11 protein-coding genes are annotated in these 12,994 nt (G+C 58.9%); 2 read left to right on the top strand and 9 right to left on the bottom strand.

Annotation, left to right across the window (positions count from 1 at the left end; genetic code table 11):
* Positions 1-11 precede the first annotated feature (11 nt).
* The 5 genes from WCX72_RS09605 to WCX72_RS09585 all read right to left on the bottom strand — a co-directional run bounded on the left by WCX72_RS09605 (position 12) and on the right by WCX72_RS09585 (position 5,216).
* A complete protein-coding gene (locus WCX72_RS09605; protein WP_345969576.1) occupies positions 12-1,742 on the bottom strand; it encodes an alpha-glucosidase in 1,731 nt (576 codons plus the stop codon).
* A gap of 93 nt (positions 1,743-1,835) precedes the next feature.
* On the bottom strand, positions 1,836-2,510 hold the full coding sequence (locus WCX72_RS09600) for a hemolysin III family protein (protein WP_345969575.1): 675 nt from the start codon (positions 2,508-2,510) through the stop codon (positions 1,836-1,838).
* Positions 2,511-2,539: 29 nt separating this feature from the next.
* On the bottom strand, positions 2,540-3,790 hold the full coding sequence (locus tag WCX72_RS09595; protein WP_345969574.1) for an NAD(P)/FAD-dependent oxidoreductase: 1,251 nt from the start codon (positions 3,788-3,790) through the stop codon (positions 2,540-2,542).
* Positions 3,787-4,386, bottom strand: coding sequence for a hypothetical protein (locus WCX72_RS09590; protein ID WP_345969573.1), 600 nt, complete (start codon positions 4,384-4,386; stop codon positions 3,787-3,789). Before WCX72_RS09590 ends, WCX72_RS09595 begins: the two co-directional genes overlap by 4 nt.
* Complete coding sequence (locus WCX72_RS09585) at positions 4,383-5,216, bottom strand: prephenate dehydrogenase (protein WP_345969572.1); 834 nt, start codon at positions 5,214-5,216, stop codon at positions 4,383-4,385. Before WCX72_RS09585 ends, WCX72_RS09590 begins: the two co-directional genes overlap by 4 nt.
* Before the next feature lie 129 nt (positions 5,217-5,345).
* Here WCX72_RS09585 and bamA point away from each other — a divergent pair, with 129 nt between their 5' ends.
* Positions 5,346-7,589: an outer membrane protein assembly factor BamA gene (gene bamA, locus WCX72_RS09580; protein ID WP_345969571.1), complete on the top strand. Its 2,244-nt coding sequence runs from the start codon at positions 5,346-5,348 to the stop codon at positions 7,587-7,589.
* 47 nt (positions 7,590-7,636) lie between these two features.
* On the opposite strand, the gene WCX72_RS09575 is transcribed toward bamA, so the two are convergent.
* Entirely contained in the window at positions 7,637-9,109 is a 1,473-nt protein-coding gene (locus WCX72_RS09575; RefSeq protein WP_345969570.1) for a Ppx/GppA phosphatase family protein, read from the bottom strand.
* Between the two features lie 119 nt (positions 9,110-9,228).
* Between WCX72_RS09575 and WCX72_RS09570 the strand changes: the two genes are divergently transcribed.
* Complete coding sequence (locus tag WCX72_RS09570; protein WP_345969569.1) at positions 9,229-10,557, top strand: cation:proton antiporter; 1,329 nt, start codon at positions 9,229-9,231, stop codon at positions 10,555-10,557.
* Between the two features lie 33 nt (positions 10,558-10,590).
* Here the strand turns inward: WCX72_RS09570 and WCX72_RS09565 are convergent, their stop codons facing one another.
* From WCX72_RS09565 to hsrA, 3 genes are all read right to left on the bottom strand, one after another.
* Positions 10,591-10,848 carry a YfhL family 4Fe-4S dicluster ferredoxin gene (locus WCX72_RS09565; protein WP_231018856.1) on the bottom strand — a complete coding sequence of 86 codons (258 nt, stop codon included), beginning with the start codon at positions 10,846-10,848 and terminating at the stop codon, positions 10,591-10,593.
* 148 nt (positions 10,849-10,996) lie between these two features.
* Positions 10,997-12,304, bottom strand: a complete 1,308-nt coding sequence (locus tag WCX72_RS09560) for a HAMP domain-containing sensor histidine kinase (RefSeq protein ID WP_345969568.1) — start codon at positions 12,302-12,304, stop codon at positions 10,997-10,999.
* Positions 12,283-12,954, bottom strand: coding sequence for a homeostatic response regulator transcription factor HsrA (gene hsrA / locus WCX72_RS09555; protein WP_231018853.1), 672 nt, complete (start codon positions 12,952-12,954; stop codon positions 12,283-12,285). Before hsrA ends, WCX72_RS09560 begins: the two co-directional genes overlap by 22 nt.
* Positions 12,955-12,994: the final 40 nt, after the last annotated feature.

Here is a 12,994-nt window from a genome sequence, read left to right as displayed (position 1 = left end):
AACGGTGTCCCTTACACCATAGCGAAAAGAGGTAAACGGTCCGAGTCGTGCAGATTCTCTTCGATGGCAACGATGAGGACACCTAAGGGGGGGAGGTCGTACGGTCCCGGCGCGATCCCGGTTTGCTTCTGGATGTCTGGGAACAGGATACGTCCGCGGCATCCGAGGTGGCATTGTAGGGGTTCGGAGGCGAAGCTGAGGATGACGAGGCAGCGCTGCGCATCGGCAGTGCGCAGGAAAACAAGCAGCGCCTCGTTTGAGGGATCGAGGTCCAGCAAGCTGCCTGTTTGGAGCGCAGGATAGGTGCGGCGCAGATGGAGCAGTTCCCGGTAAAAAGGCAAAAGCGCGTCGGGATCGGCGGTCTGGTCGGCCACGTTGATGCCCTCCAGGTAGTTGTCATGGACCGGGAGCCATGGCCTGACGCCGGCCGGAGCAAAGCCCGCGTTGGGGGAACGGTCCCACTGCATCGGTGTGCGGCAGCGGTCCCGGGAGAAGGTGCCGAGCTCTGTGAGGATCTGCGCGTCGCCGATCCCTTCTTGCAGGCGGAGATCGCGGTAGATCCTGCCGACGCTGTCGTGCAGCTCGCCGAGGCTTTGGATGGCATAGTCGCGCATGCCGATCTCTTCGCCGTAATAGAGGAAAGGGATGCCTCCCAGCAACAAGGTAACGGCGAGTGCGATGCGGCACTGCTGCAAGGAGCGCTCCCCCGCAGCGAAGTGGGTGGCGATCCTGGATTGATCATGGTTGTTCAGGGTCGTGCAGAACGCGCCGCCGTCGGGCACGGAAGTTTGCCAGGCACTTCGGATCTTCCGCAGTGCACCGGGCGTCAATTCCGGGAGGGCCACATCATCGAAGTTGAAGATGCCGTGCAGGGCGTCCCTGCCGTTTCCCAGAAAGCGGACGTCCGATGTTTCGCCGACGAGAAAACGGTCGTCATAGGTGTCTATCAGGGCCCGGAAGTCGCGCATCAAGGCAAACACCTCGGGCTGTTCGTGCTGGTAGCGGAGCAGATCGCGGACGATGTCCATGTAGTGCAGGTCGTCGCGGGTCTCTTTGGGAAGCCAGTTGTGCCGCAGTACGTCAATGGCGCTGTAGCGGCTCGTCTGCGGGGTCAGTGCGGGGTCTTCGTAGAGGGTGCCTATAGCATCCAGGCGAAAGCCGTCTACCCCTTTGTCCAGCCAGAAGCGCGCGACATCGAACATCGCGGCTTTGACCTCGGGATTCCGCCAGTTGAGATCGGGCTGTTCTTTGAGAAACTCATGGTAGTACCACTGTCCGGTAAGGGCATTGTGCTCCCAGGCGGAGCCGCCGAACTCCGATTGCCAGTTGTTGGGCGGACCCTCCCCGTCGCCGTCATGCCAGACATACCAGTCGCGTTTGGGGTTCTCCCGGTTTGAACGGGACTCCAAAAACCAGGGGTGCTGGTCGGAGGTGTGGTTGAGGACGAGGTCGAGGATCAGCCTCATGCCCCGCGCATGGATCGCCTCAAGTAGATGGTCAAAGTCCGCCATCGTCCCGTAGGCGGGTTCGACCGCCGTGAAGTCCGTAATGTCATAACCGGCGTCGATTTGCGGGGAGGGGTAGTGCGGCGAGAGCCAGAGGGCGTCGACGCCGAGCCACTGCAGGTAGTCGAGTTTACCGATAATGCCGGGGAGGTCGCCGATCCCGTCGCCGTTGCCGTCGGCGAAACTGCGGGGATAGACCTGGTAAAAGACGGCGCGCTCCCACCACCTGGATGCCATGATTGAAGATCCTTCCTTGCCTGTAATGCCCTCAAGTGTACACAAAAGTAGAGAAGTGCGTCCTAAAACCGCTGCTCTTCCCGGCCTGCGGAACTATCGGCTTGGAATGAGAAAAAGGACGACGAAAAAGTGAAAAATACTGCCGCCGAGGACAAAGAGGTGCCAGACGGCATGGTTGAGATGCAGTGAATCCCAGACGTAGAAGATAATCCCCAAGGTATAGGTGAGTCCGCCGGCGAGCAGGAGGGAGAGGGTGAGCGTGTCGACGTGCGCCAGCATCGGTTTGGCGGCGACGAGCACCAGCCACCCCATCAGGGCGTACAGGATGAGGGAGAGGGTTTCAAAACGGCCGTGGTAGGCCACTTTCAGATAGATGCCCAGTGCGGCGACGCCCCATTCGACGCCGAAGATGATCCAGCCGAATGCTCCCTGGATGCCGAGCAGGGAGACGGGAGTATAGGTTCCGGCAATGAGGAGGTATATGGCGGAGTGGTCCAGCTGCTGGAGAATCCGTTTCGCCATGGGCGCGGTGACGGCGTGGTAGAGGGTGGAGATGCCGTACATCAAAATAAGCGCAATGCCGAATACCAGGGCGCCTGCGAGCGCTTTGCCGCTGCCGCTCTGAGCTGCGAGCAGCGTCAGGATGCTCATCGCCGCGATGCTCAGCAGCAGGCCGAGCCCGTGGGTGACGGCGTGCCAGATCTCTTCAGCGATGGAAAAAGAGTTGATATTCTGTTTGATTACGGTGCCTTTTGAGGAGGTTATCACATTATACTCCAACAAAAATTTCCGTATTGTTACCGCGGAACGGGGAGATGGCCGAGATGCCCGGCGAGGTAGCCGCTGGCGAAGGACCACTGCAGGTTGTAGCCGCCGCAGGGACCGTCGAGGTTCATCAGTTCGCCGCAGAAGTAGAGTCCTGTCAGTAGTTTGCTCTCCATCGTTTCGGGACGGATCTCCTTGAGTGACACGCCGCCGCGGGTGATCATCGCCAACTTGAAACCGTCGTGGCCGGTAACGGTAAGAGGGGTCCAGGCGAGGCGTCTGAGCAGGGCGTCGCGCACCTTGCCGTCCAGTTTGTTGAACTTCGCCTGCGGGTCGGCGTGGGCGAGGGCGCAGAGCTGCAGCGAGAGGGCCTCGGGCAGCAGGGTCATGACAAGGTCGATCGTGACGGCGTCGGGATGGTCGTTTTGGTACGCCTTGAAATGTTTGAGCAGTTCGTCCTCGCTCATCCCCTTCGTCATATTGATCAGCAGCGGCACTTCGCCATAACGCTCCAGCAGCGGGGTGACGTCGCGGGCGAAATCGAGGACGGCGGGACCCCTGATGCCCGTCTTGGTAAAGATGAGGTCCCCGGTCGCGCGCAGTTTCTTCGCTTTTTTCAGGTCGACTTTGATGGTGACCTTGGGGATCGTATCGGCGCGGCAGTGCTGTACCCAGGTCTCTTTGGTTTTCAGCGGCATCATGGCGGGGTAGAGCTCGGTAACGGTGTGGCCCGCCTGCTGCGAGAGGGCGTAGCCGTCCCCTTCGGCGCCAAGCTGGGGGTAGCCGAGCCCCCCGGTGGCGAGCACGACATGGGGGGCGTTGAAGGTGTCCGTCTCCGTCTTCACCCCGGTGACATGCTCGCCGTTGTGTTCGACGGAAACGACCTTCTGGTTGCAGCGGACCTCCACGCCGAGGCGATGAAGCTCCTTTTCCAGCGCCGAAAGGATCGTCTCCGCGCTGTGGGTGACGGGAAAGACCCTGTAACCGTCGGGAGCGTGGGTCTCGACGCCGATCTCACCGAAAAAAGCGATCAGGGCATTGTGGTCGAAGGCCTCCAGCGCCGGGGTCATAAAGCGGCCGTCACGGCCGAAACGGCCCATAAAGCTGGCGTTGTCGAGGGTGTTGGTGAGGTTGCAGCGGCCGCCGCCGGTGGCTTTGAGCTTGGCGCCGGGTTTGGAGAGTTTTTCGAGCAGCAGTACCTGCTTGCCCTGCCGGGCCGCGACAATGGCGGCCATCATCCCGGCCGCGCCGCTGCCGGCGACGATGAGATCGAAGGCGTTCATTCGACCTTTTCGGACTGCAGCTGCATCCGGGCGTACCAGCGGTGCAGGGCGGGGGCGATCGTCTCCAGGTACTCCCAGAGGTGTGCAGGCGTATCGGCCTGCATCGTCAGACCGTAGGAGACCTCGCTGAAAAGCAGCGGGTCGTAATCGGAGGCGCTCGCGCGGGCTTCTTTGATCATCTGCTGCGGGTTAAAGGTACCGTCGAAGTTCGTATCGAACTGCAAGAAGGTGTGGACATCGTTCGTCGCGACGAGCAGGCCGTACTGTGTCATGGCGAGCAGGTCGTGGCAGTCGCTGTACTGCTTGTCGTTATGCAGATCGTAGCTGGCGGTGTAGATGTGGCGGTCGGAGCCGTTGAGGCGGAACTGCACAATGCACAGCGCAATGGTCTGCCCCTTATAGTCGACGTTGAAGATGGAAGGTTTAAACTCGCAGGTGACGGCGTTGTCCTCCAGGAGCTTACTGTTATTGTCAGCGACCTTGACGGCGACGAAGGGGATCCCCTGCTGGGTCCCCAGCGGCACGGCCTGTACGAAGGAGAGGTTGGCGATGAGGTCCTGGAGATTCTGCGGGAGAATCGTGTTCGCTTCGGTCATAAAAGGATCTCGTGCAGCTTCTTGCCCGTTTCGAGGCGGTCATGCACCTCTTGCCACGCCTCCTCCTTGATCGCCTTTTTCATCGCGTCTAGTTCATTTTCGAAGAGGCTGATCGCTTCGAGGAGGTGCTCCTTGTTCTGCCGGAAGATATCCTCCCACATGTTAGGCGAACTCTTCGCCAGGCGGCTCATGGAGCGGAAACCCCCCGCTGCCAGGGCGAGGATGTTGTATTTGTCCTCCTGGTTCAGTACCGTATTGGCCAGGGAGTAGGAGATGGCATGGGGCATATGGCTGATAAACGCGGCGTGGCGGTCGTGGTCGTGGGCGCGCATGTAGTGCAGCCGCATGTGCAGGCCCGAGAAGAGCCGGACGGCCGTCTCCTGCTGGGGCTTGCCCGAATCAGCCATGTCGCACAGGACGACGACCTTGTCTCTGTAAAGTCCCGAGACCGCCGCCTGGGGGCCGAAGTTCTCGGTCCCGGTCATGGGGTGGGCGGCGATGACGTTGTGGCGGATGCTCTCCGGGATGCTCTCGACGATGCGGGCTTTGGTACTGCCCAGGTCGATGACGGTCGCGTCCGCGTTGATGCGTCCGGGCATCTGCTGCAGGATGCTCATGATGCCGTCGACGGGGACGGAAAGGAAGATCGTATCGCACTGCAAGACGGTGTCGAAATCGACGACCCTGTCAACGAGTCCCAGCTCCAGCGCCGTGTCGCAGTGGGAGGCGTTGTGGTCGTGTCCGATCACCTCATTGACGAAGGGAAGCTGCCGCAGGTCCATTCCCAGCGAGCCACCCATCAGTCCCAGTCCGATAATTCCCAGTGTCATCACACCTCCTTAATGTCGCGCTTATTGTAGCGCCCGCAGGATTAGAGGGGGCTTTTTACGTCCTATTAACCTGCGGGCTGGTAGAATCCTTGTTTCCAAAAAACAAGAAAATATGCATATAGGGTTCTGATGAAACAGTGGTCGGCACTGATAGCGGTGTTTTTAACGGCAGCGACGCTCGCGTTCGCCGCCGAAACCGTTGAAAAAGTACAATTCGAAGGGCTGGTCCACATCTCCGAGGGGGTGGCCGAACAGCTGTTGGTGCAGAAGGCGGGGACGCCGCTGGAGACGGAGAAGGTCGACAAGACGATCGAGCGCTTTTTCGGGCAGGGATATTTCACGGACATCTACGCGACGTACGACGCAGGTGTTCTGACCCTTCATTTCACTGAGAAGCCGGTCATTTCGCGCATCGAGCTCAAGGGGTGGAAAGAGAAGGACGAGGATACGCTGAAAGATGTCGTCCAGCTGAAAAAGGGCACTCTCTACGATCCGAAAAAGCTCGAGGCGGCGAAGAAGCGCATTGTCGACAACCTCTCGCAGGAGGGGAAGATCGACTCCGTCGTCGAGATCGAAACGGAGCATCTTGATAACGGTTCCGTCGCCGTCACCTTCGTCGTCAACGAGGGCGAGACGATCCTGATTAAAAAGCTGAACTTCAGCGGCGTGGAAGGGCTTGACCCTGACGTTTTCGATGAAAACATCGCCAATAAAGAGCATCAATTCATGGGATGGTTCTGGGGTCGCAACGACGGGAAGATGATGCTCGACCAGCTGCAATACGACCCGATGCGTATCCGTGATACCTATATGCAGCACGGTTATATGGACGCGAAGGTCGATGCCCCCTTTACCCGGATCGATTTCGACGACTATACCGCCGAGATGAGCTACCAGGTCAGCGAGGGGCAGGTCTACATTACCAAGGCGATCGAGCTGCACCAGCAGACGCACGTCATTGACGATGCCGTCCTGCGCGACGTCATTACCCTCGAGACGGAGCAGCCGTTCAATATCAAGACCTTCCGGGATGACGCGGAGCGGATCAAGACGAAGATCGCCGACCTGGGCTACGCCTACGTCCGGGTGCTTCCCGACCTGCGCAAGGACAAAGAACACGGCACGCTCGAGGTCGTCTACCGCATTATTCCGGGCGAAAAGGTGTGGATCCGCAACGTCGTGATCTCGGGGAACAACCGTACCCTCGACCGCATCGTCCGCCGCGAACTCTACCTGGGGCCGGGTGACCTCTATTCGTTGACGGATCTGAAAGATTCGCGCAACGCCCTGGGGCGTACCGGTTATTTTGACGCCAACACCATCGAGGAGAAACGGGTCGATGACCACTCCATGGACCTTGTCGTCAAGGTCAAAGAGGCGCCGACGGGCAATATCCAGCTTGGGGGCGGGTACGGCAGTTACGGCGGGTTCATGCTCAGTGTCGGGGTCAACGACCGCAACATTTTCGGTTCCGGGATCACTACCGGGCTGCGGCTGGAGCGCTCCCAGCGTTCGAACAACTATTCGTTCAACATCTCCAATCCGCGCCTCAACGACAGCGATTTCAGCGGGAACTTCTCGATTTTCTATAGCGATTTCCAGTACAACGACTATACGACCCACTCCGACGGGGTCTCCCTGGGAACGGGACACCGTTTCAGCCGCTACATCTCCGGGTTCCTCAATTACACCTACTCCAACGTCAACTACCGGGACGTGAACCTGTCGCTCTACGCACAGGATCAGCAGCGCTTTTTCGAGAGCTATGCCAAGAGCGCCGTCTCGGTGGCGATGAGCTTCGACAATACGGATGACTACTATGTCGCGCGGAGTGGGTGGGCGATCTCGGAGAGCATCGAGCGTGCCGGGCTCGGGGCCCAGGCGAACTATGTCAAGAGTAGGACGGAACTGAGCAAATACAACGGGCTGGACGAGTGGCTCGGCTTTGACCTGATCTTCCGCTACAAAGCGCGCTATTACCTCGCCCGCGATACGGGTTACCTGCCGCTGGCGGAGCGGTTCTACATGGGCGGGCTCGGGTCGGTCCGCGGCTACGAGTCCTACTCCATGCCGTACTACCGCAATGCCATTTCCGGCGACAATGTCCGCTTGGGGGGAAAACAGACCTTCTCGCATAACGCCGAGCTGAGCTTCCCGCTGGCCCCGAAGGCGAAGATGCGCCTGACGACCTTCCTGGACTGGGGCTGGATCGGTACTTCGTCGCTGTCGGAGTTCTCCCGCGGTGGATACGGTGTCTCTCTGGAGTGGTTCTCGCCGATGGGACCGCTGCAGCTGGTCTTCGCCAACCCGATCAACCCGGAAACGGACGACCGGATCTCCCACTTCGAATTTACCATCGGACAGCGCTTCTAAGCTGTCCCTTCCCTGTCATCAAACGCCATGCGGCGTTGCCGCCGCTGCTACGCGATCTGAACCGTCAGCTCTTTTTCGATGCCCAGCCGTGCGATCTGCTCTTTGGCAAGATAGAGGGAGCTGCCCTCTTTGGCTCGGACATGCAGGACACCCGTGTCATCGAGCGTCAGCTCGAAGTCGATGTTGCGCGGCCGGTGGGTCAGCAGGGCGTCGGAGAGCGCGAGCAGCAGGTTGAGACGGTTGAGGATCTTCGCCTTCGGGAGCAGCCGCTGATAGTCGCTGTAAAAGGGTTTGGCGATTTTCCGCGTTTTGTGGTAGCGCACCAGCGCTGCCACGGTCATGATCTCTTCGTGGCTGTAGCCGTACTCCAGGGCGCTTTCGACCAGGTACTGGCTGTTCTTGTGGTAGGAGTAGAAATGGACTGACGCGCCGACTTTGGCGAGCTGGGCTGCGATCTTGAGGAGCCGCCGGGTCTCGTCGGGAAGGTGCATGGGGGCCTGCAGCAGGTCAAACAGGCGCATGGCGACGGTCGGGAGCTGGTTGGAAAAGGTTGTTTCGATCGTATGGCAGTCTAGCAGGTAGCGTAAAGAGGGGTTGTAGCCCGCCGGGAAGCGGTGGCGGTTGTGGCGCAGGAGGTCGGTGAGGTAGAGCCCCTCGCGCACCCCCGCACCGCTCGTGACGAGGGTCTCGCAGCCGACATGCTGCAAAAAGCGCATCAGGATCAGGGTGCCGGGGCGGATGACGTCGTAGCGCTCTTTTTTGACGCCGAGCTGTTTGAGGGCCTCGTCGTCGGGGGCGGCGAGGATCTTCTTCCCCAGTGCCATCAGCGCGTCGGCCCCAAAGGTGAAGGCGTGCAGCTTCTTCATCGGATGCCCCTGGTTTTTCTGGATGATCTGGGCCAGGGCGCGGAAGGTGCCGCCGATGCCGATGACAATAGGGCTCGTCACCGGCGGCATGGCGGCGAACTGCGCATCGATATAGGCGCGGGCACCGTCAAGGTCACCCCGGTCGCAGAAGAGCTCTTTGAGCCGGACGGTGCCCAGGTTGAGCGAGGCGCTTTGCAGGACGTTCCCGGAGGCGATACAGGCGTATTCCGTTGAACCGCCGCCGATATCGATAGTGCGGGCGCTCATGGCCGGAAGAAGGTTGGCCGCAGCGACCCCGCCGAGATACGCCTCTTTCTCCCCGTCGATCACTTTGATCTGCAGGCCGAGCTCGTTACGGGCGCGTGAGAGGAAGAGGGCGCGGTTGGGGGCGTCGCGCACCGCGGAGGTGGCGACACAGAGCAGTTTGCGGCTACCGTAGGCGCGGGCGATGCTGAGAAACTCGCCGAGAGCCTCCAGGGCGCGGTCGATGGCGGCACTCTGGAGGTTGCCCTCATCGGCATAGGCCCCTTCGCTGATCCGGACGCGGCTCTTGGACTCATGCAGCAGCGAGAAGGCAAAGCGGCTGCTTTTTTCGAAGACCACCATTCGAACGGAGTTGGACCCGATATCGATGATCGCGGTACGCTTCGCCATAGGTGAGCCTTTTTTGGTGGATTATACAAAATTCCGCCTCAGAGTCCGCCAAGAGGAGGGAGGCAGGAGCCCATTTGACGGCAGGCGACACGCTATAATGGCGAAAAACAGGACGCCTTATGCACTCATTTGCCCCCGAAATCATGCTGATCACCCTCCTGGCCGTGGTCGTCGTCTCCGATACGCTGGCGGATCGTCTGAAAGTCCCGTCGGTCTTTTTGCTGCTGATCGGCTCCTACTTGGTCTACCAGATGTTCCCTGCCGCCGTCCCGCTCGATCTGCGCGCCCATTTTGATACGGTGATCCTGCTCTGTATCCCGCTCATTTTTATGGGCGACGCCCTGCATCTGCATTTCAAGGATGTCCGGCGATTCGGATTCGAAATCTTCTACCTGGCGGTCTTTGCCGTTGCACTCTCTATTGCGGCAGGAGCGAGCCTCTATCAGCTGGAACTCTTCGCGCCGCTGAGCCTGGGAGGCTATGTGGCGCTGTTCGCGATCAACATGGCGACCGACGCGGTGAGTGTCCAGTCCGTGCTGTCGCGCTTTGAGGGGATCAGCCACGATCTCAAGGTGTTGATCGAGGGGGAGTCTCTGGGGAACGACGCGACGGCGGTCATCGCCTTCTTTTTCGTCGGGCTGCCGTGGATGCTTAGCGGGTCGATCGACCCGGTGGCGGCGTCGTTCGATGCCGTACGGGTCTTCGCCGTCAGTCTCGGTCTCGGGGTCGCGATGGGGTTCGGGTTCTACCTGCTGATGAAGCTCGTCGAACATCAACGCGGGGAGTTCTTTATCTTTGTTGTCGAAGGGTATGCCGCCTACGTGCTGGGCGAGGAGATGCATGTGAGCGGTATTTTGACCCTGATCGCCGCGATCATCGCCACCAAGGCCTGGATCGACGCCGACATCCGGCGCAGCGGTGAACGCGACGCGCGTAAAACGAAGAGCTACCGGCTGCAGCAGCTCTATCACCAGCTCCGTTTCGGCGGATACCATGCGACGACGGAACAGCGCCTGGAGTATATCTTCGAGATGGCGAAGGAGTTCGGGTACCTGGCGACGGTGATGATCTTCTTTACCCTGGCGGAGATCGTCGATTATGAACAGCTGTGGTATTACCGTTACGAGATTCTTGCGATGTTCGCCGCGACGACGATGATCCGTGCACTCTCCATGGCAAAATTCGCCCTTTTCGGCCACCGTTTCAATCTGATCAAACCGGTAGGCTTCGAGGGGTGGTTCATTCTGACCTTCAGCGGCATGAAGGGGGCGCTATCCATTATCCTCGTGCATATGATCCCCGACAGTTTTGCACATAAGGCACTGTTCGAGTCTGTGACCGTGGGGGTCGTCATGCTGAGTATTTTCGGATACGGGGTGACGTTATGGGGCTATTTCGTGTTGAAGAGCAGACGCGCGTCAGCGGCGTTGCAGGCGCACAAGCGCTAGGGCGCCCGGCGCAAATAGGAAGGCGTAGCGGAATCAGTCCTCGTACTCGGCCATGATCTGGTCGTGTTTGAATTTCAGTTCAGCTACGGTTTCAACGTTGTCTTTGTCCGGGACGATACAGTCGACCGGGCAGACGGCGATACACGCCGGTTCATCGTAAGTACCGACACATTCGGTACAGCGGTCGGGGTCGATGATGTAGATCGGATCCCCCTCTTCGATTGCTTCGGTCGGGCACTCTTCTCTACAGGCATCGCAGGCGATACACTCATCGTTGATCAGCAGGGACATACATACCTCGTTTGTGACGCGCTCGCGTCAGTAATTTAATTGCGAGTTATAGCAGAAGAAACCTTTGGCGAGTTTGAAGTGCAAAGCATTCGCCGCAAAGGTGTCATTCAGATTAGATTTCGTGATAAAAAGGGGGAGAAATAGTGCCCTATTTTTTCTTCTGCTGGGGAAGGGGACAGCAGAGTTTGGCGCGCAGGACCAGCGTCGCCTCCGTTCCGTCGACGCCGTCGGTACGGTTGCGCAGCGTGATCTCCGCTCCCATGGCGTCGGCGGCGCTTTTGGCCAGGAAGAGTCCCAGTCCGACGCCGGATTTGGTCCCAAGGCGTTTGAAGGGGGCGAAGAGGTCGACGCTGTCGTCGATCCCGCACCCTTCGTCGATCACCCGGATAATGAGATCCTCACCCTCTGCGCGGCTGGTGAAGGTGACCTTGCGCCCTTCGGGGGTGAATTTAACGGCGTTTTGAAGGAAGTTCTGCAGGATCTGGTTGAGCAGTCCCTCCTGGATCGTCGCTTCATACGATTCGGGCTGGAGATCGTATTCGAGCGTTTTCTGCTCGGCCCGGGCCAGCAGCGCAAAATCCTCCCCTTTGCGCCGGAGCATGTCGATGATGTCCCGGCGCACCGGTGCTTCGAGCTGCGCACCCTCCTGGCGGCCGATATTGAGAATGTCGGCCACGATCTTGTTCATCTCGTCGACGGTCTCGTTGGTCTTTTTAATCGCCTCGATATACTCTTCGGGTGAGCGCTTCTTGATCAGGGTGACCTGGTTCTTGAGCTTGATGACGGCCAGAGGCGTTTTGAGCTCATGCGCCGCGCCGATAAAGAGCTCTTTTTGGTACTTAACAAAGTTCTGGATCCGCGCCAGGAGGCGGTTGATCGTGACGCCGAGGGGTTCGAACTCCTCGGGCAGATGCTCGACGCGGATCGGACGGACCAGGTGCTCGTTCATATTGGCCAGACGGTGGCTGAGCTGCCGGATGGGGATGGTGAGCATCTTGGAGAGGGCGATGGCGTACAAAACGATGATGAAGAAGCCGATAGCGTTGATGATAAAGATCGAACGCAGGATCTTTTTGAGCAGCTTTTTCATCGTGCTGATGTCTTTGGAGACCTTGAGATAGGTTTTCTGCGCCTGCTCGAAGGGGTAGAGGAGGACCAGGTAGTCACGGCCGTTGCTGCTGTCGTCAAAAAAGTGCGGTTCGTCGCCGGAAGCATCGTAGAAGATCAGCTCCACGCTGACGCCCAGTAGGGCGTCGGTGTCATTGCTCATCGTATCGGAGAGGGACTGGAACTCGGTGATGTTCTTGGCGAACTGCAGCATCTCATGCTGTTTCTCGTCGTAGATGTTCTGTCGGATGTAGAAGTAGAGAATGGAGGAGAAGATGATCAGCAGCGCCGCCGAAGCGACGATCAGCTGAATGAGGAAACGGTTCCTTATGCTTCTTTCGGAAAACAAAAACGGTATCCGCGGCGGCGTACGGTCTCGATGGTTGTGATGTTAAGGGGTTTGTCCATCTTCTGGCGGATCTGGTTGATCGCGACCTCGATGACGTTCGGGGTGACGAGTTCGGGCTCTTCCCAGATAGCGTCAAGCAGCTGCTCTTTGGAAACGATCTGGTCGCGGTGGCGCGCCAGGTGCGTCAGGACCTCGAACGGTTTGCCCTTGAGTTCTATCTCTTTCTCTTTGTAGATGATCTTCTCTTCTTCAGGGTTGATGATCAGGTCTTCGATCTCGATGATGTTGCTGCCGCCGAAGCGCAGGCGGGCTTCCAGGCGTGCGACGAGGACGTCGAAGTCGAACGGTTTGCGGATGAAGTCGTCCGCACCGGCACGCAGCGCGGCGATCTCGCTCTCGTTGTCGTCGCGGGCAGAGAGGACGACGACGGCCGTTTTCGGTGTGTTGGCCTTGATGTCGGGAATAATGTCGATGCTGTTGCCGTCAGGGAGCATCCAGTCCATCAGAATCAGGTCATAGTTGCGGATATCGAGGTAGTATTCACCGTCTTTGAGGGTTTCGACGACGTCGCTCTGGTATCCAAACTCTTTGAGCCCTTCGGCCAGAGTTTTATTGAGTGTGATCTCATCTTCAATGATCAAAATGCGCATGCATTAATCCTCTAATTGTTGAAAATTTTCGCGAAGTATA

It is taken from the genome of Thiomicrolovo immobilis, assembly GCF_039645955.1.
Classification (GTDB): domain Bacteria; phylum Campylobacterota; class Campylobacteria; order Campylobacterales; family Sulfurimonadaceae; genus Thiomicrolovo; species Thiomicrolovo diazotrophicus.
The sequence above is the reverse complement of the archived record's forward strand: the minus strand, read 5'-3'. Positions and strand labels throughout refer to the sequence as shown.

Bases quoted from the DNA above. Each gene is read 5' to 3' on its own strand.
- hsrA (WP_231018853.1), bottom strand. From the start codon at position 12,954: ATGCGCATTTTGATCATTGAAGATGAGATCACACTCAATAAAACTCTG.
- WCX72_RS09575 (WP_345969570.1), bottom strand. From the start codon at position 9,109: ATGGCGAAGCGTACCGCGATCATCGATATCGGGTCCAACTCCGTTCGA.
- WCX72_RS09565 (WP_231018856.1), bottom strand. From the start codon at position 10,848: ATGTCCCTGCTGATCAACGATGAGTGTATCGCCTGCGATGCCTGTAGA.
- WCX72_RS09595 (WP_345969574.1), bottom strand. From the start codon at position 3,790: ATGAACGCCTTCGATCTCATCGTCGCCGGCAGCGGCGCGGCCGGGATG.
- WCX72_RS09605 (WP_345969576.1), bottom strand. From the start codon at position 1,742: ATGGCATCCAGGTGGTGGGAGCGCGCCGTCTTTTACCAGGTCTATCCC.
- WCX72_RS09585 (WP_345969572.1), bottom strand. From the start codon at position 5,216: ATGACACTGGGAATTATCGGACTGGGACTGATGGGTGGCTCGCTGGGA.
- bamA (WP_345969571.1), top strand. From the start codon at position 5,346: ATGAAACAGTGGTCGGCACTGATAGCGGTGTTTTTAACGGCAGCGACG.
- WCX72_RS09570 (WP_345969569.1), top strand. From the start codon at position 9,229: ATGCACTCATTTGCCCCCGAAATCATGCTGATCACCCTCCTGGCCGTG.
- WCX72_RS09590 (WP_345969573.1), bottom strand. From the start codon at position 4,386: ATGACCGAAGCGAACACGATTCTCCCGCAGAATCTCCAGGACCTCATC.